The organism is Rhizobium sp. WSM1328 (genome assembly GCF_057653715.1).
Genome location: NZ_JBYGKO010000003.1, coordinates 481,305 through 500,354, shown reverse-complemented (window position 1 = coordinate 500,354; position 19,050 = coordinate 481,305). Strand labels below are relative to the sequence as shown.

The following is a 19,050-nucleotide window of genomic DNA, read 5'->3' as shown; positions in this document are numbered from 1 at the left end:
TCGGTGTTTGCGGTTCAGGCAAGCGCCAGCGACCGGCCGGTCGCCGGATCGAACAGATGCATCTGGTTCATGTTGAACGAGAGCGGCATCGTCGACATCGGCCTGGGCCCGCTCTCGGGATCGATGCAGGCGCAAAGACTTGCCTCGCCGATGCCGAAATAGACCATGGTCTCCGGCCCGAGTGGTTCCACAAGATCGATCTTAGCTTCGATGTCGGCATAACCAGGACGGGCCTGGCGGTCGGTGATCGATTCCGGCCTGATCCCGAACACGACTGATTTACCGGCATGGCTGGCATAGTCGCCGGCGCGCGCCTTCGGCACTGGAAGCTCGCTGCCGTCAGTCAGTTTGACGACGAGACCCTTGTCTCCTGATAGCAGCGTCGCCGACAGGAAATTCATCGACGGTGAGCCGATGAAGCCGGCGACGAACTGGCTGACGGGCCGATGATAGAGCGCCTGCGGCGGTCCCGCCTGTTCGATGATGCCACCATTCATCACCACGACACGATCCGCCATGGTCATCGCCTCGACCTGGTCGTGCGTGACGTAGACGGTCGTCGTCGGCAACAGCTGGTGCAGCCGCTTGATCTCCGTGCGCATCTGTACGCGAAGCTTGGCATCGAGGTTGGACAACGGCTCGTCGAAGAGAAAGACTTTCGGGTTCCGCACGATCGCGCGCCCCATCGCGACGCGCTGGCGCTGGCCGCCCGAAAGCTGGCCCGGGCGCCGGCCGAGCAGCTCGCTGATATGCAGGGTTTCCGCCGCCCTGATGATGCGGGCGTCAATCTCGCGCTTGGCGAGCTTCTGCTGCTCCAGGCAGAACGAAATATTCTCCCGCACCGTCATGTGCGGATAGAGCGCGTAGTTCTGAAAGACCATGGCGATATCGCGTTTGCCCGGGCCAAGCCGGTTGACGACCTGGTCGCCGATCACGATCTCACCGCCGGTGATGTGTTCGAGACCCGCGATCATGCGCAATGTCGTCGATTTTCCGCATCCCGACGGACCCACGAAAACGACGAATTCATTGTCTTCGATGTCAAGGCTGATGCCGCGCACGGCCTCGTAGATGCCATAGGATTTGACGATGCTCTTGAGTTCCAGCCGTGCCATGGTTTTCTCCTAGACCTCGTGCAACCAGATCGCCATCGCTCCGGGCTCGCGATTGGCCCAGAGGTGATAGGGGATCGCCGTGAAGGGCCGCTCCTTCAGCGCGGGGCGCACGGTGCGATAGAGCGCATTCTGCCAATCGGATATATCGGCTTCGAGGGCGGTGCCTTCGAGGACGGTCGCTCCGCCGAGAAGCGAGGCATCGTAACGGGCAGAAATTTCCTCAGATGCCGGCAGGCGGAGCCGCTGCGGCTCGCCGCCGAGGTCCGTCTCCTCGATGCAATAGACGACAGGCCCGCGCCGCAGCGCGACGCGCCCGCCGTCTTCGGAGACGGCAGGATGCGCGTAGATGCGCTCGACCGGCATCGAGAAGCCGATGCGCACCTCGTCACCATTGCGCCATTCCCTTGATATTGCGGCATAACCCTTCGTCACGCATTGATCGAGATCGACGGCAACGCCGTTGACCGAGAATTGCGCCTGCCTGCACCATCCGGGGATCCGAAGACGAAGCTGAAACCGGCTTGGCCGCTCGACGGCGAACCGCAGGCTGATGTCGCCATCCCAGGGATATTGCGTCTCCTGGATCAGGCGCACGAAGCTGTCGCCGACTGTCAGCTCGGCGGAATTGGTGCCGTAGAGATGGACGGCGAGCTGATGATCATCAGTCGAATAGAAATATTGGCCGAGCGACGTGATGAAACGGGCGATGTTTGTCGGGCAGCAGGGGCAGTAATGCCATTTCCACCGGCGGTGCTGCCCGTGGCTTTCAAGGACGTTCTCATAGAAATAGCGCTCGCCGTCGCGCGAGATGCCGGAAAGCGCGCCATTGTAAAGCACCGTTTCCAGCCTGTCGGTGAACTTGCTGTCGAGATCGACCTGCGCCATGCGATGGCTCCAGAAGCCGAGCGCGACGGCCGCGCATGTCTCGGCGTAAGCCGTCTCGTTCGGCAGGTCGAATTCGCGGGTGAACCCTTCATTGGATGCCGACGGGCCAAGGCCACCGGTCACGTAGAGCTGGCGGCTTACCAGATTGTCGAAAAGCCGGTCGCAGGCCTCCTTCAATGTCGGATCGTCGTTCTCACGGGAGAGATCCGCCATCGCAGAAAACAGGTACATGGCGCGAACCGCGTGGCCGACGACCTGGTGCTGATCGCGCACCGGCAAATGGGCCTGACTATAGGCATATGTCTTGTAGACGTAATCCTCAGGGCTCTCGCCGCGCTTGCGAGCCTCCTCGTCGTAATATGAGGGCATTCGCCCACGTTCGTCGACGAAATAGGTCGCAAGCTTCAGATGCCGCGGATCGCCCGTCACCCGGTAGAGCTTGACCAGCGCCAACTCGATTTCCTCATGGGCGTCATAACCTCTGAGCTTTCCGGGTTCGGCACCGAAGGTTTCGATGATATGGTCGACTGCGCGGATCATCACATCGAGGAAGCGACGCTTTCCAGTCGCCTCGTAATAGGCGACGGCCCCCTCCAGCAGATGGCCCATCGAATACATCTCGTGCAGGTCGCGCAGATTGGTCCAACGCCTGTCCGGCTCGCGGCGAATGAACCAGCTGTTGAGGTAGCCATCTGCCATCTGCCCTTTCTCGAGTTTTTCGACGATAGCATCGATCTTCGTTTCGAGCGCCGCATTCGGGTGAGCCTTCAGCGTGTAACTTGCGGCCTCGATCCATTTGCCGAAATCCGAATCGAAGAAATGTTGCATCGACAGTCCGCTCGGCTGGATCGGGCGCACCAGCGGCCCGGCCGGCTTGTCAAAATCGAGCACCTCGAGGAAGCCCTCCTCTTCCAGCCGCTCGTGCTGTGTCGGGATGGTGACGTTGCGAACCGTCTCCGTCCAACTCTGCCAGAAACCGCCACGGAACACGACACTGGAATGGTCGGCGGGCCTGTATCGCTGCCGTCCCGCAGCGCGTGCCGGTTGAAAACGAGGTGAGCTGGTCATGAGGACTCCTGAGCGGGACGAGCGCTGTTACTTCACGGCGCCGGCCGTCAGGCCGCGCACGTAATATCGTTGCAAGAGAAGGAAAAGCAGGATGCAGGGGACCATGGTCACGGCTATGCCGGCCTGAAGCGCGCCCCAGTCGATGATGCCATAGATGCCCGACGAAACATTGACCAGCATGATCGGAAGCGTGAACTTGTTCTGGTCGGACAGAAAGATGAGGGCGGCAAGGAATTCATTCCAGGAGTTCAGGAAGGCGAACATGGCAACGGTGGCAACACCGGGAAGCGCGATCGGCAGCATGATCCGGCGCAGGATCGTCGCCTGCGACGCACCGTCTATCCGCGCCGCCTCGATCAGCGCCTTTGGCACCGCGTCGAAGGCGTTGCGCATCATGAAGACGGAAAAGGGTAGCTGGAACGTCACGTAGATCAGCACCAGCCCGAGAAGGCTGTTTTGCAGGTGGAGGAATTTCAGGATCAGGAAAAGCGGCGTCAGGATCGACTGAAAGGGGATCATCATCGTTGCCATGATCAGCACGAAGAGCAGCGACTGGCCGGGAAAGCGGAACTTCGAAAAACCGTATCCCGCCGGCACCGCGACGAGCACCGTCAGGATCACCGTTCCGGCGGCGATCAGCACCGAATTGCCGGCATAGACGTACCAGCCGGCGCCGACATGCTCGAGGCGACGGTAGTTTTCGAGCGAGAAGGCTTTCGAGAAAAGCGCTGCCGGATCGGCAAGTGCTGCGGCCGCGGGCTTGAAGGAATTGGCGAAAGACCAGACGATCGGCATCACGAAGAAGACGGCAAAGACGCATGCCGTCAGAACGAAAGCGAGATAACCGAGCCGCTCGCTCGCCGGCTTCCCTGCGAGATTGTGGTTGAGCCGTTCCATCAACCCTCCTCCGGCCGCTGGCGCAGCAGGACGAACTGGATGGCGCTGATCGCCACCAGGACGATGAGCAGGGCAAAGGAGATCGCCGAGCCATAACCGAGACGGTAGGATGAGAACGACGCGAGATAGATCGAGAAGACCGCCGAGATCGTGCTGTTCTCGGGGCCGCCCTGGGTGATGATGAAGAACTGGTCGAAGGCCAGCATCGACGAGGTGACGTTGAGGACAAGCGCCAGCACCACCGAGTTCCTCATCAAAGGCAGCGTGATCCGGCGAAACCGGCTCCAGACGCTGGCGCCGTCGATCCTGGCGGCTTCGATGACGTCGTTCGATATGCTCTGAAGGCCGGTCAGGAGGATGATCATCGTGAAGCCCGCTGTTTTCCAGACGACCATCAGGATGACGACGCCGAGGGCTGGCCAGAAACTTTCGAGCGGCCTCGGGGCGCTGTCGATGATGCCCGCGCCGCGCAGCAGCTGCGCAAAGACGCCGCTATCGGGATTGAGCAGCCACATCCACAATGTCGAGGCTGCCCCGAAGCCGATGACGACGGGCATGAAATAGATCGTGCGGAAAAAGCCGGCGATCCGCAGCGGCCGGTCGACGAGCAGCGCCAGAGGAAAGGCCACCAGGAAGATCGCAACCGTAACCAGCACAGTGTAGAGCAGCGTGAAACCCAGGGAATGCCAGAGCTGGGTATCGCCGATCAGTTCGGCATAGTTGGACAAGCCGATGAACTTCGTCCGGCCGAGAAGCGGCCAGTTGTAGAAGCTCATCCAGACCGTCATGACAAGCGGCACGAGGAAAAGCACGACGATGAACAGCAAGCCCGGCAGGATGAAGGCAAGACCAAGCCAACCCTTTGGCTCGGCTTCTCCGGTCGCGATTGCGCGCCTTCGGCTGCGAAGTGTCGAGGATACCACCGCAACTCCTCCTTCCGCTTGAATGTCGAGATGTGAAATGAACGTCAGGGCATCCACGGACACCCTGACGAAACGCGTTGGCTTAGTTCGGATTGGTACGTTCAAGGATACGGGTGAAGTCGGCCTGCGTCTTGGCAATCGTTCCGTCGACGTCGTCACCGAAGATCGTGCCCTGGATCAGGTTGAGGAAGGGCCCGGTGCGGCTGACGAAGAGTTCATCGGACGAAAAAGTGTAGGGCGTGCGCGCCTTGGCGAGGATATCGTAGGCAACGAGATTGCGCGGGTCGAACTTCGCATAGGCTTCCGCTGCGAGGTCGGTGCGCGACGGCATCCCCGATTCCTGGGTGATATAGACCTGCTGCTCGGGCTGCATGTAGAAATTGACGAAGTCGAGCGCGACCTTCTTCTTCTCTTCACTGATGCCCTTGATGAGGGACAGCGTGTCGCCGCCGGCAAAGCTCGATGCGCCACCCTTCGGCCCCGGGATCGGCGCAACGGCGAATTTCACGTCGGGATATTTGCTGGTCAGCAGATTGACGATGTAGGAGCCGGTCATCAGGATGCCGACCTTGCCCGAGGCGAAGGCTTCGACGGCATTGTTGCCGTTGCCGGAACGCGAGGTCGGGTGGATCGCACCGGCCTTCCACATATCGCGATAGGCAGCGATGGTCTCACGCAGCGCCGGCGTATCGACCGTGGCGCTGCGGCCGTCATCGCTCAGCACATCGGCATTGGCGGCCCACAGATGCGGCAGGAAGTCGTAGATCAGCCAGCTTCCCGAATTTGCCACGAAATAGAAGCCGTAGGTCTCGTTGCCGAGCGCGGCGATCTTCTTGGCATCGGCGGCGAGCTCCTCCATCGATGCCGGCGCCTTGTTGGGGTCGAGGCCGGCCTTGGTGAAGAGATCGGTGTTATAGGCGATGATCGAGGCATCCGGCAGGGCCGGCACGCCATAGATCTTGCCGTCATAGGTGGCAAGACGGATGTGCGACGGGCTCATCGCGGAGGAATAGGGCAAGCCCTTCACGAAGTCGGAGATATCCTCGAGACCATCCGCCGCGGCAAAGGTCGGGAGATAGATCAGGTCGAGCACGGCGCCATCAGGAGCCGCGCTGCCGGCAATCGCCGCACCGAGCTTCGGCACCATCTGCTCCGCCGTGATCTGGGTGACATTGACCTTGTCGGAATGTGCGGCATTGTATTTGTCTGCCAGTCCCTGAAGGACGGCGCCGGACGACGTGCGCACCCATAGGGTGATTTCTTCGGCGCCGGCGAGAGAAGAGCTTGCCAGCAGCGCAAGAGCAGTGATCGTTGTTTTCAGTCTAAGCATGCTTGTTCCCCTTTTTCTCGTTCAGGCCCAAGGCCGTCGGACGAAATGGACGTTAGATCAGAAATTTTTTGGTGTCGACAGTCTGTGTGCATAAATCTGATGTCCGTTTGATAAAACCTTTTAACAGCACATTTTTTTCTGCTAAAAGCTTTTATCATGACCGATGACGAGGCGGAATTTGAAGAATAGCGGCGATCGGAGACGGACGATTTACGACGTGGCGAAGGCTGCAGGCGTCAGCATTTCGACGGCGTCGAACGCGCTGAACGACACTGGCCGGACGAAGCCCGAGACACGCGAGCGGGTCCGGCGTGTGGCGGAAGAAATCGGATTTCGGCCCAACGCACTCGCCCGTGGGTTGCTGAGCAAGCGAAGCCATGCGATCGGCATGCTGACCAACGACACCTATGGCAGACTGACGCTGCCGATGGCGGCCGGGGTATCGGAGGTGCTCGTCGATCACGGCGTTTCCGTCTTCCTTTGCGCCACGAACAATGATCCAAGGCTCGCCCAGCTGCACCTGGAGGCGCTTCTTGACCGGCAGGTCGACGGCATCATATTCACCGCGACCCGCCTCGACCTCAAGCCGCCGGTCCAGCTGTCCCGCTTGCCGATACCCGTCGTCTACGTCTTTGCCGAGGGGCCGGCCGACAGCGTCACTTTCTTCCCTGATGACGAACAGGGCGCCCGCCTCGCCGTCGACCACCTGAAAGAACTCGGTCGATCGCGGATCCTGCACATCACCGGGCCGCGGGATTATCTCGCCGCTCGCATCCGCGCCCAATCCTATCTTGACGCCTGCGGCGACGGTGCCGAAGCGATGTTCGGCGAGTGGTCGGAGGAATGGGGTCACGAAGCCGTCCAGACGGTGTTTGCCCGGCCCGGCCCAAAGCCCGACGCCATCTTCTGCGGCAGTGACGAGATCGCCCGCGGAGTCATCGACGCGCTGCGCGACCTCAATGTGGAGATTCCCACGGATGTCGCCGTGGTCGGGTTCGACAATTGGGAGGTCGTCGCACGGCAAACGCGCCCGCCGCTGACCACCATCGACATGGAGTTGAAGGAACTGGGCCATCGCGCCGGCCTGGCAATCCTCAGCCTCTCCAAGGGTGAACCGGTCCCTGCCGGCATCACCAGATTGCCGTGTCGCCTGGTCGTGCGGCAGTCTTGCGGCAGTCCCCCTCAATCCGACTGAAAACGACGGCAAGCAACACCGGCAAGCCGGCCGTCGTCGCTATTATCTGTCCGTGGAATTGCCGGAACGGGCCAGGCTGTTTCGGCTGACCAGCGACGGTATCTGGAAAATATGCTCGGAAGCGGTGCGGCCTTCTATTCTGGAAATGAGGGCCCGGGTTGCGACCTGACCGAGTTCCCTGCCCGACTGATCGATGCTTGCGAGATTGACGAGGCCGAGTGCTGCGGTCGGCGAATTGTCGTATCCGATGACGGCGAGATCTTCGGGGACGCGCACGCCCATCTCCATAGCCAGGCTGAGAAGGGTGATCGCGTCGAGATCGCTCCAGCAGAATACGGCGCGCGGCCTGTCCTTCCTCGATAGGAATTTTCGCATCGCCTCTTCCCGCTTCGGCGAGGCAATCGGAATTTTGCCGATCGCTGGCGAGGAGCCGAGCCCGCCACGCTGCATCGCCCGGCGAAACCCGATCTCACGCTGGCGGACGACGGAGACCGCGTGCCCCTGGCGCTCGCCAAGGCTCAGCATTTCGATGTCGCGATAGCCGCAGGCAAGAAGCGCTTCCACCGCGATCTCCGCGCCGCGCTGATCGTCGGCATTGACGGTATCGAAGGCCGTAGCGCTGGCATCGTGGTAACCGACGGCGACGATCGGTATCTGGACTGCGAACTTTGCGAGGATGTCCGAGGGCAAACGCGGCGCAACGAGGATCAGGCCATCCATCTTGTAGTCGATCATCGACTCGATCAACGACGTCTCCAGCTGCACGCGCGCATCGCTGACCCCGATCATCGCCTGATAGTGCGAAGGCGCCAGCACCCCGTTCACGCCGGCAATCACCTCCGGAAGGAAAGGATTGCGGATATCGATCAGGAGCACGCCGATGGTGAAACTCCGGCCACGCAGCCCTCGTGCTGCCCGCGAGGGGCGATATGCGAGTGTTTCGATGGAATCCGTCACCCTTGCGCGCAGTGCATCACTGACGCCATAGGCGTTTCGCATCACCTTGGAAACTGCTGCGACCGATACGCCGGCGTGAGTTGCCACGGTCCGGATCGTTACGCGATCATTCCGTTGCGGCTTTTGTTTTTCTTCGATTGACATGAAATCTCTGGCTTGCGGCGGGTCGTCAACATCGCCCGCACAACCACCATGGCAGACTGGTAACGAAAATTCTATTGCGCTTCCGAAGAAAATGTAGAACGTTATATGGAGAACGTTCTACAATTCGTCGGGAGGACTTGATGAACTTTCAGCCGGCAGCCATCAGCGGCAACCTCGTTTCGCGTACCTGGTCCGGGGATATGATCGCGCCGCTATCGGATGGCGGTCAGGGAACGGCGGCAAGCTTCGTTTCTCAAACTTTCGAGCATGATGGCCCGGGGCTCCCCGTCGATCTCTTCATCTCCGCACTTGGCCTCTATCGCTGCTTCATCAACGGCGTTCGCGTCGGCGGTGACTTGCTGACACCCGGCTGGACGAACTACGACGATCGCCTTGCTTACCAGCGGTATGATGTCTCGAACCTGCTCAAGCCGGGCCTCAACCGCATCGAGATCTGGCTTGCCGACGGATGGTACCGATCGCCCTTGATGTGGGGCGCCCAGGCGATCCCGAATTGCTGGGGTGACAGGATCGGCGCCATTGCGGATCTGATCGGAGTTGATGGCGCCCTTCTTTCCACCGACACCACATGGCGAAGCGGTGTTTTGCCGATTCTGAAGTCGGGGATCTATTTCGGCGAAATCTATGATGCCCGGCAGGAAAGCTACTTGGAGAGCCACGGCACCGAGAGACTGCCGTTCGACAGGGCATTGCTCGTCGCGCATGAAACTGCTGCGGTGCGCGAGCTGCGGCCACTCGCCGCGGTCGAAAACTGGATCGACGATGAGGGCAGGACGATCTTTGATTTCGGCCAGAATGCCGGCGGCTACATCAGATATACCGTCCGGGGGACTGCCGGCGCCGAAGTCCGGGTGGAGCATTCGGAAGTTCTCGGTCCCGACCGTCATTTCGACAATCGCAACTATCGCACGGCTGCCGCGCACACCGTCTATACGCTACGGGGAGATGGCGACGAGACCTACGCGCCGCATTTCACCTTCCACGGCTTCCGTTATGCCAGGGTGACGATTACGGGCGATGCGAAGATCCTCGCAATCGCGTCCATCCCGATCTCGTCTGTGGCCGAGCCCGCCGGCGGTTTCACCTCGGGCAATCCGCTGGTCAATCGTCTGGTCGAAAATACCATCTGGTCGCAGCGCGCCAATTTCGTCGAAGTGCCGACCGATTGCCCGCAGCGCGACGAACGCCTCGGCTGGACGGGCGACGCCCAGGTCTTTGCCGCAACCGCATGCTGGCTGAGCGACAGCCAATCCTTCCTGAGAAAGTATCTGCGGGATGTGATGGCCGATCAGCGCGAGGATGGCGCCGTCTCACATTTTTCGCCGGATCCGACGCGTCTGCATCCGACCAATTTCCCGGGCTATGCCGGCTCGACCGGCTGGGGCGACGCGATCGTCGTCATCCCCTGGGTGCTCTACACCCATTACGGCGACCGGGCCGTTCTGGCGGAGTGCCTGGATTCCATGGTGCGCTGGGTCGATTTTGTCTGGTCGATCTCGGATGGTCCCCTGGTTCGCCCGCCGTCGCATTGGGGCGCCCGAGGCTTCACCTTCGGCGACTGGCTGCAGCCGGTCGGCGACAATCGAAAGCCTCGCCCGACGATCGCCGACGACTGCGCGGCGACGCTCTATCACTTCATCTCGACCGACCTTCTGGCAAGGATCGCAGCCACTCTCGGCGAACATGCCCTTGAAGAGAAGATGAAACAGCGCGCAAACGAGATCCGGCTGACATTTTCCAACGAGTTCATCACGCCGGCGGGACGGCTCGCGCACAACGACCAGACATCCTACGCCTTGGCCTTCCTTCACGACCTGATACCGGCAGAGCACAGGCAAGCCGCGCAGCAGCACTTCCGGCAGGTGATCATTGATGCCGACTACAAGATCGGCACCGGCTTCATCGGAACGCCGGCCCTGTTGCCGGCGCTGACAAAGCTCGGCATGGACGATCTTGCCGAAAAGGTCTTCCTGCAGGAGGATGTGCCGGGCTGGCTCTACCAGGTGTCGAAAGGGGCGACGACGATCTGGGAGCGCTGGGATTCCATGGCGCCTGACGGCACGATCTACGAACCCGACATGAACAGCTATAACCACTATGCCTATGGCGCGGTCTGCCAATGGCTATTCGAAAGCGTCGCCGGAATTTCGCCGAGCCCGAGCGCACCCGGATTTGCCGAGGTGATCGTCGATCCAGCGCCGATTCCTTCGCTTTCGCCGGTATCGGCCCATCATGATATCAGCCAGGGACGCATCGAGGCCGGCTGGCAGTGCGACGGCAACAAGGTCACCTATGTGCTGACACTTCCGGAAGGTTGCATCGGCCGGTTCCGGCCCGGAAAACGGCATCAAAACCCGTCGCTCAACGGAGAGCCCGTCGTCGAGGAAGCCGTTATTCACCCCGGGACGCACCGACTGGCCTTTTCTCTACCCACTTCCTGAGGAGCATAAACGTCACACCGTTCAGAGGAGGAACGTCATGACACATCGGATTAAACTCATTCTTGTGGGCGCGTCCGCGCTTTTGGCATTGGTCGCGGCCGGCCCGTCGCATGCAGAAACCACGCTGTCATTCCTGATCGACAACAATCCGGACACGGTCGCTGCCGCCGAGGCGCTGGTTGCCGCCTATCAGACAAAGGTGCCCGACGTGACGATCGAAATCGAGCCACGGGCCGGTGGCGGCGAGGGTGACAACATCATCAAGACGCGCCTAGCGACCGGCGAGATGTCCGATGTGTTTCTCTATAATTCCGGCTCGCTGCTGCAGGCGCTGAAACCCGCGCAGACGCTTGTCGATCTGAGCGGTCTTGCGTCGCAGGCGAAGGTGGACGAAGGCTTCAAGTCGGTCGTCCGCGCCGACGGCAAGCTCTACGGTGTTCCCTTCGGCACGGCGATGGCGGGCGGCATCCTCTACAACAGGAAAATCTACCAGGGCCTCGGCCTGTCAGTCCCGAAGACATGGGCGGACTTCATGGCGAACAACGCAAAGGTCAAGGCATCAGGCAAGGTCGCCGTGGCGCAGACCTATCGCGATACCTGGACCTCGCAGTTATTCGTTCTGGCGGACTATTACAACCTGCATGCCGCCGTGCCGAACTTCGCCGCCGACTACACTGCCAACAAGGCGAAATACGCAGAGACGCCGGCGGCCATGAAAGGCTTCGAACGGCTGAAGGACGTTCACGACGCTGGCCTGATGAACGAGGATTTCGGCGCAGCAAGCTATGACGATGGCCTCAGAATGGTGGCAACGGGCGAGGCAGCGCACTATCCAATGCTGAGCTTCGCAATCGGCGCGCTCAAGCAGAATTATCCCGACAACCTCGCAGATGTCGGTTTCTTCGCGCAGCCGAGCGACGACGCGGCGACGAATGGCCTGACGGTCTGGATGCCGCCCGCCCTCTACATTCCCCTTACCAGTCAGCACGCAGAGGAAGCGCAGAAATTCGTGGATTTCGCAGGAAGCGTCGAAGGCTGCAAGATCATGGTGGAAACCAACACCGTGCAAGGGCCTCCCTTGATCGACGGCTGCGGTCTGCCTGCCGACGTGCCGCCTGCGGTGAAGGACATGCTTCCCTATTTCGAGGCCAAGGACAAGACGACCCCGGCGCTGGAATTTGTTTCGCCGGTCAAGGGGCCGGCTCTTGAGCAGATCACCGTCGAAGTCGGCTCCGGTATTCGCCAGCCGGCCGACGCGGCAAAACTCTATGACGACGATGTGCGCAAACAGGCCAAGCAACTCGGCCTGCCCAACTGGTAGCGGTCTTTCGGGTCAATTAACCTCGCTCCCGATGGAGCGAGGTTCCACCCGATCGAAGAGGTAGTCATGACCGAGACACGCCCCCGCTCGCGCAAATCGCCCTACCCGCTGTGGTTTTTCATTCCGGCCGCAATCATCTACGGCGTGCTGTTTCTGGTTCCCACTGTATCCTCTCTTTGGTTCAGCCTCACGCGCTGGGATCTTTCGACCGCCGAATTCATCGGGCTCGAAAACTTTCAGCAGTTCTTTTCCGAACCATTCCTGGTCAAGGGACTGGTCAACACGCTGATCTATGCTGTTACGACATCCGGCCTGAAGACGGTCTGCGGGCTGCTGCTCGCCGTGCTCCTGACCAGCAATATCTTTGCCCGCGGCTTCCTGCGCACGCTGGTCTTCTTTCCCGTCCTGGTCTCGACGATCGGCATCGGCATCACCTTCACAGTGATGATGCATCCAACCAGGGGCATCATCAACGTCACGCTCGAAACGCTCGGCATTCCCGGCCCGGGATGGCTCACCAATCCGGCGCTGGCGCTTTTTTCGGTGGCTTTGGTCGATGTCTGGAAGGGTGTCGGCCTCGCAACGCTGATCTTCATCGCCGGCCTTGCTGCGATCAGCCCCGATTATTATGAGGCCGCGCGGATTGACGGCGCCACGCGTCTCCAGCAATTTTTCCGAATCACTCTGCCACTCGTGCGTCCCGCCACTGTCATCGTGGTGACATTGTCGCTGATCGGCGGGCTTCGATCCTTCGATCTGATATGGGCCATGACCCGCGGCGGGCCAGGTTTCTCCTCCGATGTGGTCGCCTCGGTGATCTATAAGCAGTACCAGGCGGGTTTCTACGGCCTGTCGACGGCCGGAAACGTCATCCTGTTTGCGCTAATCGCCGTAATCATCCTGCCATTCACCCTGTGGTTCAACCGGCGCGAGGTCGAGGAATGAGAAGCGTCCGCCCTTACGTGACCGGCGCGATAGCCCTTGCGGCGGCGGCCGTCATCTTCGTCATGCCCTTCGTTTTCGTCGCTCTGCAGGCGGTCAAATCGAAATCCGAAGCGTCTCGCCTTAATTTCGAATTGCCTGCGCAGTGGCTGTTCTGGGATAATCTGGTCGCCGTTTTCAAGGCGCGCGACTACCAGCTCATGCTCGCCTATTTCAACTCCACCCTGATCACCGTCGCCTCCGTCACGATCCTGATCCTGCTGTCGGCAATGGTCGGATATGTGATGCAGCGCCGCAGGACCGTCTGGAACAGAGTGGCCTCCGTTGCCCTATTCATGGGCCTGATGATGCCGCCGGCCGTCGTGCCCACCATCGGCCTCTTGCAGGAGATCGGTCTCTTCAAGACCATGACGGGGATGATCCTGATCCAGGTCGCCTATAATCTTTCTTTCTCAACCTTGCTCTACCGGTCGTTCATCTCGACCATACCGCGCGACCTCGACGAGGCGGCGCTGATCGACGGCGCCAAGCCCCGACAGATCTTCTTCAGAGTGATCTTGCCGCTGTTGAAGCCGGTGACCGTCACCAACATCGTCGTCCAATCCATTGCGATCTTCAACGATTTCACCAACCCGCTCTACTACCTTCCCGGCAAGGAGAACGTGACGGTGCAGCTGACGCTCTATAACTTCCAGAGCATGTACACGAGCCAGTACAATCTCCTCTTCATGAACATCCTCCTCGTGACGATCCCGCCGCTGATCGTCTTCATCTTCTTCAACAGGCAGATCGTCGCGGGCATGACGGCCGGCGCAGTCAAAGGGTAGCAGAATGGCTGAGCTCACTCTCAAACAGGTTCGCAAGAGCTTTGGCGCCCTCGAAGTCATCAAGGGGATCGATCTGGAGGTTGCCTCCGGCGAATTTGTCGTTTTCGTCGGCCCGTCTGGATGCGGAAAGTCGACGCTGCTGCGCATCATCGCCGGCCTGGAGGAGACGACATCAGGCGCGCTGACCATCGGCGGCAAGGACGTGACCTATGCCGAACCCTCGGAGCGTGGCATCGCCATGGTATTCCAGAGCTACGCGCTCTACCCGCACATGACCGTTGCCGAAAATATCGGCTTCGGGCTTTCGCTCGCCCGTCGCCCAAAGGCGGAAATCGCCGCCAAGGTCGCGGCGACGGCTGAAACGCTGCAGCTCGCCCAGTTGCTGGAGAGAAAGCCGAAAGCACTCTCCGGCGGTCAGAGGCAGCGCGTCGCCATCGGCCGCGCGATCATCCGCGATCCCAAGGTTTTCCTGTTCGACGAGCCGCTCTCCAATCTCGACGCTTCGCTCCGCGCCCAGATGCGCCTTGAGATCGCCGATCTCCACGCGCGCCTGAAATCGACGATGATCTATGTCACTCACGACCAGGTCGAAGCCATGACAATGGCCGACAAGATCGTCGTCCTGAACGGCGGCGCGGTCGAGCAGATCGGCAGTCCGATGGAGCTCTACCGCAATCCCGCAACACCCTTCGTCGCCGGGTTCATCGGCAGCCCGAAAATGAACCTCTATGGCGGCGAGATAGCACGGCGAATGAACTGCGCGACCTACGGCATTCGCCCTGAGCATATCAGGCTTTCGGAACGTGCCGGGCAATGGCAGGGCAGGATCCGGCATCTCGAGCGGCTTGGCGCCGACGCTATCCTCTACCTGGACGTTCCCGAACTCGGCGAGATGGTGGTGCGCGCCGAAGGCGAGACGCCGTTTGCATCTGGAATGACAGTCTGGGCAAATCCGGTCGAAGGAGCGGAACATCGGTTCTGAGGATGGCAAGCGCGCCACCGTCTCGGCGCTCGATTTGCCGACGCACGGCGTTTACGACACCGCTATCTTCACGCCAACCTTGGAATCCTGCAATCAATGATTAATATGCAGTCATTGATGTATGGAGATAGCGATGGCAAGCATGACGATCCGCAATCTCGATGACGGTCTGAAGCAGAGGTTGCGCATGAGGGCAGCAACGCATGGCCGCTCCATGGAGGACGAAGCACGGGATATCCTGCGCATGGCGCTTGCGACCAGCGAACCGCCGGCGCGCAATCTCGCGGATGCGATCCGGGCACGTCTGCTCTCGGTTGGCGGCGTCGAACTCGACATCCCGCCCCGCGAGCCGATCCGTGATCCCCCGGACATCTCCGCGTGATCATTCTCGATACCAACGTCATCGCAGAGCTGCTGACGCCCGCCCCGAATGTGGCGGTGATCGGTTGGTTCGCCGCACAACATCCTACATCGATCTTCACGACAGCAGTCACCGGCTGAGATCCTCTACGGACTGCGTCTCCTTCCCGAGGGACGTCGTCGACGCGATCTTGAGGCGGCGATCTTGTTGGTATTTAGCGAGGATATTGGCGGTCGTGTTCTGCCATTTGATCGCGACGCTTCAAATTTCTATGCCACTATCGTCACCGACCGCCGCAAGGCGGGTCGACCGTTCAGTCAATTCGATGCTCAGATTGCTGCCATCGCAATTTCACGCGGCGCTTCACTCGCGACACGCAATGTCTCGGATTTTGCGGGAATGGACCTCAAGATCGTCAATCCGTGGAAAGACAGATAAAGGCGCGGAACGCCAGCGCATCCTACAGGATCTGCTTCTATTGCGAAAGTCTCCGCATTTTTGTTTACTCGATAACATGCCGGCCGTCTCGTCGACACGAGGCTCAGCTGGACAGTCAGAAACGCGGATCGTCATTTTCCGCACCGAGGATCATTCTGGCCGCAGGACTTTGGAACGGCCGCCCTGCTGGCCGATTTCCTGCCGTTTGACGAGCACGGGCTGCGTCTGTTCAACAGCCCCACGCTGGCCGTCCCTCTGCTCTGCCTCCCACGTTTGTTGCGTTCCCCGACGCCGAGGCACAGCCTTGCGCAGCTTGGCTTATCTCCGCGCTACGGCAGCGGCGCATCCGATTGCGTGACGGAGGGATCTATGAGGTTGGTACTGTGCCGGCGCAGAGCTTCGTCAACAGGATGCCGCTCGGTCTAAAAGCCGGGCGCGCGACGTTCGAGTTTATCGGCGGCAGTCTCCTCGTCGCAACGATCTATTATCCCGGCGATCAAAGCCACAGCTACATCCGTCGCGATGAAACGGCAAGAAAGGGTCTGACCGTCCGCGGCGGCTTCGCAGAGGGATTTGGCCTTCGCGCCGAGGCTTTGAAAAAAATGCTGCGCCGTGAATGGAAACGGTTGGGACTGATACAGCTCCCGGGCACATCGCTGGCGGAGCCTGGCATCGATGCACATTTCGCCGGCACTCTGCCTATGGGCGCAGCCGGCCCGTTCGGTACTTCTTCGGATGGCGACATGAATCTTCATCCCGGTCTTTACGTCGTCGATGGTTCAATTCTTCCCGATCTTTCCTCGAAATACGTCACGATGACGATCATGGCCAATGCCGACCGCATCGCTCACCGTCTCGCCGAGACGGAAGCAAACTCGGCGCTCTGATGTCCGCTGCCGCTTTCAAGCCCTTAATTGGGGCAATGCATCGCCGGCCAATGATAAAAGCGGCTGATAATCTCCTTCTGAAAGCACTGAAAAATCAACAAGGCCGAGCGTGGCGCGCATGGCGGAGAGCGACGGCTCCTTGATCGCGGCGCCAAGCGCATTTCGCAGGAGAAGGACTCTGTCGTCCGACGCATCGCCTGAGGTGATAAAAGGCAGACCCGGACCTTTGGGCGTTTCGGCGATGATGCGGACCGCTTGGATATGGCCGGGATCGAAGCGCCGAATATTTGCATAGGTCACGCAATCGATGGCCGCACTGTCGGCCCTGCCTTCGACAACGGCGGCGATGCTGCCGCCGTGGCTGCCGGTTTCGATAATCCGGCCGAAAAAGTGGCCGTCGCGGGCAAGCGGAGCGACTGCTGCGCGAAAGAAATTGCTGCCGGAATTGCTGTCAGGGCCGTTGATCGCCGCCGTGGTGCCGCGCAAGTCCTCCAGCGAATGAAGGGCAGAATCCTTGGCGACGATGATGAAGCTGCGCATCAGCGGGCCGTCGCAGCCGGGATGGTGATATATCGGCGTCGCCACCAGGCGGACCCTGCCCCGCAGGCTCTTTGCAAAGGGATAGCCGCATGCCTGCGAGAGAAGAAGATCCGGCCTCAGCCAAGCTTCATCATAGCGAACCGCCTGATCGAGCTTTTCGGGCAGGTCCTTGAGGCCGGCTTCCAAAAGATAGTGCCGGAGGAACGACCATAACTCAGCGGTCGCCTCCGCGACCGGCTGGGATGTAGCATACATGGCGATGCTGACGAGAGGCATTCTGGTCTTTCCCTGCGAGGCGCAAGCATCGACTAGATCAAGCAATGCCGCCGAGGCATACATATTTGAGCTCGGTATATTCGTCCAACCCGTGCCTTGACCCTTCGCGGCCGAGACCTGACATTTTCACACCGCCGAATGGAGCCTCGGCTGTGGAGACAAGACCGGTATTGACGCCGACCATCCCATATTCGAGCGCTTCGGCCACACGAAATACCCGCGACAGATCGCGGGCGTAAAAATACGAAGCAAGCCCGAACTCGGTGTCGTTCGCCTGTTCGATGACGTCCTCTTCGTCGCGGAAACGAAAAAGCGGTGCAAGCGGCCCGAAGGTTTCCTCGCGAGCGACCTGCATGCCGGCAGCGACATCGCGCAGGATTGTCGGCTCGAAGAAATGGCCGCCAAGCGCGTGGCGTTTGCCGCCTAAGACGATCCCGGCACCCTTTGTAACGGCATCGCTGATATGGCTTTCAACCTTGGCGACGGCGTTGTCGTCGATCAGCGGGCCAAGCACGACGTCACGGTCGAGACCGTTGCCGACCTTCAGGCCCGAAACCGCCGCGGCGAGTTTGGCGGCAAACGCCTCATAGACGCCGTCCTGAACATAAAGCCGATTGGCGCAGACGCAGGTCTGACCGTTGTTGCGGAACTTGGCGATGAGCGCGCCTTCGACGGCAGCGTCGAGATCAGCATCGTCGAACACAATGAAGGGCGCATTGCCGCCAAGTTCGAGGCCGAGCTTTTTGATCGTCGGCGCGCATTGCCGGTAAAGCAGTTCGCCCGTCCGGGTGGAGCCCGTGAATGTCAAAACCCGAACGTCACGGCTTGCCGTCAGCACTCCGCCAATTGCCGCTGCGTCACCCGTGACGATGTTGAGAAGCCCCGGCGGCAGGCCGGCACGCTCACCGAGAACGGCGATGGCAATGGCAGAGAATGGCGTCTGCAGCGCCGGCTTGAGCACGACGGCACAGCCGGCGGCAAGCGCAGGGCCAATCTTGCGGGCGATCATCGCATTCGGAAAGTTCCAGGGCGTGATTGCCGCCACTACGCCTGCGGGCTGGCGCAGGACGAGGATCCGCTTGTCCGGCTGATGTCCCGGTACGACCTCGCCGTTGATGCGCCTCGCCTCTTCGGCGAACCATTCGATGAAGCTCGCACCATAGGTGATCTCCCCTTTGGCCTCGGCCAGCGGTTTTCCCTGCTCCAGCGTCAGGATCATCGCCAGATCGTCGCGGTTTTCGATCATCAGCCGATGCCATGCCTTGAGAACGGCGGCGCGCTCCCCGGCAGTCTTCTTCGCCCAAAGCTTCTGGGCGATGACCGCGGCGCGGATGGCATCTTCCGTTTCCGCCGCACCGAGATCGGGGACCACCCCCAGCGGCTCGCCTGTGGCTGGATTGCGGACCGTCGCCGCCTTGCGGCCTTCCGCTTCGATCCAGCGATCGGCGATGGGGCATGCCTGGCGGAACAGCGAGGGATCATTGAGCTTCATATGACAAC

General features: G+C 60.6%; 16 protein-coding genes and 1 pseudogene. 9 read left to right on the top strand and 8 right to left on the bottom strand.

Annotation, left to right across the window (positions count from 1 at the left end; translation table 11 throughout):
• Positions 1–14: 14 nt before the first annotated feature.
• The 5 genes from AC2444_RS30020 to AC2444_RS30000 form a co-directional block, all read right to left on the bottom strand.
• Positions 15–1,115 carry an ABC transporter ATP-binding protein gene (locus tag AC2444_RS30020; protein WP_128449463.1) on the bottom strand — a complete coding sequence of 367 codons (1,101 nt, stop codon included), beginning with the start codon at positions 1,113–1,115 and terminating at the stop codon, positions 15–17.
• 9 nt (positions 1,116–1,124) lie between these two features.
• Positions 1,125–3,068: a glycoside hydrolase family 127 protein gene (locus AC2444_RS30015; protein WP_128449464.1), complete on the bottom strand. Its 1,944-nt coding sequence runs from the start codon at positions 3,066–3,068 to the stop codon at positions 1,125–1,127.
• A gap of 27 nt (positions 3,069–3,095) precedes the next feature.
• Positions 3,096–3,965, bottom strand: coding sequence for a carbohydrate ABC transporter permease (locus AC2444_RS30010; protein ID WP_128438971.1), 870 nt, complete (start codon positions 3,963–3,965; stop codon positions 3,096–3,098).
• Entirely contained in the window at positions 3,965–4,888 is a 924-nt protein-coding gene (locus AC2444_RS30005; protein WP_003555620.1) for a carbohydrate ABC transporter permease, read from the bottom strand. The genes AC2444_RS30010 and AC2444_RS30005 overlap by 1 nt, the downstream gene beginning before the upstream one ends.
• Positions 4,889–4,970: 82 nt before the next feature.
• Positions 4,971–6,218, bottom strand: a complete 1,248-nt coding sequence (locus AC2444_RS30000) for an ABC transporter substrate-binding protein (RefSeq protein WP_128449465.1) — start codon at positions 6,216–6,218, stop codon at positions 4,971–4,973.
• Between the two features lie 178 nt (positions 6,219–6,396).
• Between AC2444_RS30000 and AC2444_RS29995 the strand changes: the two genes are divergently transcribed.
• Positions 6,397–7,413 carry a LacI family DNA-binding transcriptional regulator gene (locus tag AC2444_RS29995; RefSeq protein WP_128449466.1) on the top strand — a complete coding sequence of 339 codons (1,017 nt, stop codon included), beginning with the start codon at positions 6,397–6,399 and terminating at the stop codon, positions 7,411–7,413.
• 42 nt (positions 7,414–7,455) lie between these two features.
• Here the strand turns inward: AC2444_RS29995 and AC2444_RS29990 are convergent, their stop codons facing one another.
• Positions 7,456–8,514, bottom strand: coding sequence for a LacI family DNA-binding transcriptional regulator (locus tag AC2444_RS29990; protein WP_012760762.1), 1,059 nt, complete (start codon positions 8,512–8,514; stop codon positions 7,456–7,458).
• 140 nt (positions 8,515–8,654) lie between these two features.
• On the opposite strand from AC2444_RS29990, the gene AC2444_RS29985 reads away from it, so the two are divergent.
• The 8 genes and pseudogenes from AC2444_RS29985 to AC2444_RS29950 all read left to right on the top strand — a co-directional run bounded on the left by AC2444_RS29985 (position 8,655) and on the right by AC2444_RS29950 (position 16,734).
• Positions 8,655–10,976 carry an alpha-L-rhamnosidase gene (locus tag AC2444_RS29985; protein WP_128449467.1) on the top strand — a complete coding sequence of 774 codons (2,322 nt, stop codon included), beginning with the start codon at positions 8,655–8,657 and terminating at the stop codon, positions 10,974–10,976.
• A 37-nt stretch (positions 10,977–11,013) separates the two neighbouring features.
• Positions 11,014–12,297 carry an ABC transporter substrate-binding protein gene (locus AC2444_RS29980; protein ID WP_128449468.1) on the top strand — a complete coding sequence of 428 codons (1,284 nt, stop codon included), beginning with the start codon at positions 11,014–11,016 and terminating at the stop codon, positions 12,295–12,297.
• Positions 12,298–12,363: 66 nt separating this feature from the next.
• Complete coding sequence (locus AC2444_RS29975; protein ID WP_003555628.1) at positions 12,364–13,242, top strand: carbohydrate ABC transporter permease; 879 nt, start codon at positions 12,364–12,366, stop codon at positions 13,240–13,242.
• The gene (locus AC2444_RS29970; protein ID WP_012760765.1) at positions 13,239–14,066 is read left to right on the top strand and encodes a carbohydrate ABC transporter permease; all 828 of its coding nucleotides are present in this window, start codon (positions 13,239–13,241) and stop codon (positions 14,064–14,066) included. The genes AC2444_RS29975 and AC2444_RS29970 overlap by 4 nt, the downstream gene beginning before the upstream one ends.
• Before the next feature lie 4 nt (positions 14,067–14,070).
• The gene (locus tag AC2444_RS29965; protein ID WP_012760766.1) at positions 14,071–15,048 is read left to right on the top strand and encodes an ABC transporter ATP-binding protein; all 978 of its coding nucleotides are present in this window, start codon (positions 14,071–14,073) and stop codon (positions 15,046–15,048) included.
• 133 nt (positions 15,049–15,181) lie between these two features.
• A complete protein-coding gene (locus AC2444_RS29960) occupies positions 15,182–15,430 on the top strand; it encodes a FitA-like ribbon-helix-helix domain-containing protein (RefSeq protein ID WP_012760767.1) in 249 nt (82 codons plus the stop codon).
• Positions 15,427–15,847, top strand: a pseudogene (locus AC2444_RS29955) (PIN domain-containing protein). The gene AC2444_RS29960 and the pseudogene AC2444_RS29955 overlap by 4 nt, the downstream one beginning before the upstream one ends.
• Positions 15,848–16,197: 350 nt before the next feature.
• Complete coding sequence (locus AC2444_RS29950) at positions 16,198–16,734, top strand: GMC oxidoreductase (RefSeq protein ID WP_245461253.1); 537 nt, start codon at positions 16,198–16,200, stop codon at positions 16,732–16,734.
• Positions 16,735–16,749: 15 nt separating this feature from the next.
• Here the strand turns inward: AC2444_RS29950 and AC2444_RS29945 are convergent, their stop codons facing one another.
• Positions 16,750–17,550, bottom strand: a complete 801-nt coding sequence (locus AC2444_RS29945) for a phosphate/phosphite/phosphonate ABC transporter substrate-binding protein (RefSeq protein ID WP_128449469.1) — start codon at positions 17,548–17,550, stop codon at positions 16,750–16,752.
• A gap of 37 nt (positions 17,551–17,587) precedes the next feature.
• A complete protein-coding gene (locus AC2444_RS29940) occupies positions 17,588–19,042 on the bottom strand; it encodes an NAD-dependent succinate-semialdehyde dehydrogenase (protein ID WP_128449470.1) in 1,455 nt (484 codons plus the stop codon).
• Between the last annotated feature and the right edge of the window lie 8 nt (positions 19,043–19,050).

Excerpts from the sequence above, each read along its gene's own strand:
- AC2444_RS29980 (WP_128449468.1), top strand. The coding sequence starts at position 11,014 with ATGACACATCGGATTAAACTCATTCTTGTGGGCGCGTCCGCGCTTTTG.
- AC2444_RS29960 (WP_012760767.1), top strand. The coding sequence starts at position 15,182 with ATGGCAAGCATGACGATCCGCAATCTCGATGACGGTCTGAAGCAGAGG.
- AC2444_RS29975 (WP_003555628.1), top strand. The coding sequence starts at position 12,364 with ATGACCGAGACACGCCCCCGCTCGCGCAAATCGCCCTACCCGCTGTGG.
- AC2444_RS30010 (WP_128438971.1), bottom strand. The coding sequence starts at position 3,965 with ATGGAACGGCTCAACCACAATCTCGCAGGGAAGCCGGCGAGCGAGCGG.
- AC2444_RS29970 (WP_012760765.1), top strand. The coding sequence starts at position 13,239 with ATGAGAAGCGTCCGCCCTTACGTGACCGGCGCGATAGCCCTTGCGGCG.
- AC2444_RS30020 (WP_128449463.1), bottom strand. The coding sequence starts at position 1,115 with ATGGCACGGCTGGAACTCAAGAGCATCGTCAAATCCTATGGCATCTAC.
- AC2444_RS29940 (WP_128449470.1), bottom strand. The coding sequence starts at position 19,042 with ATGAAGCTCAATGATCCCTCGCTGTTCCGCCAGGCATGCCCCATCGCC.
- AC2444_RS29985 (WP_128449467.1), top strand. The coding sequence starts at position 8,655 with ATGAACTTTCAGCCGGCAGCCATCAGCGGCAACCTCGTTTCGCGTACC.
- AC2444_RS29945 (WP_128449469.1), bottom strand. The coding sequence starts at position 17,550 with ATGCCTCTCGTCAGCATCGCCATGTATGCTACATCCCAGCCGGTCGCG.
- AC2444_RS30015 (WP_128449464.1), bottom strand. The coding sequence starts at position 3,068 with ATGACCAGCTCACCTCGTTTTCAACCGGCACGCGCTGCGGGACGGCAG.
- AC2444_RS29990 (WP_012760762.1), bottom strand. The coding sequence starts at position 8,514 with ATGTCAATCGAAGAAAAACAAAAGCCGCAACGGAATGATCGCGTAACG.
- AC2444_RS29965 (WP_012760766.1), top strand. The coding sequence starts at position 14,071 with ATGGCTGAGCTCACTCTCAAACAGGTTCGCAAGAGCTTTGGCGCCCTC.
- AC2444_RS30000 (WP_128449465.1), bottom strand. The coding sequence starts at position 6,218 with ATGCTTAGACTGAAAACAACGATCACTGCTCTTGCGCTGCTGGCAAGC.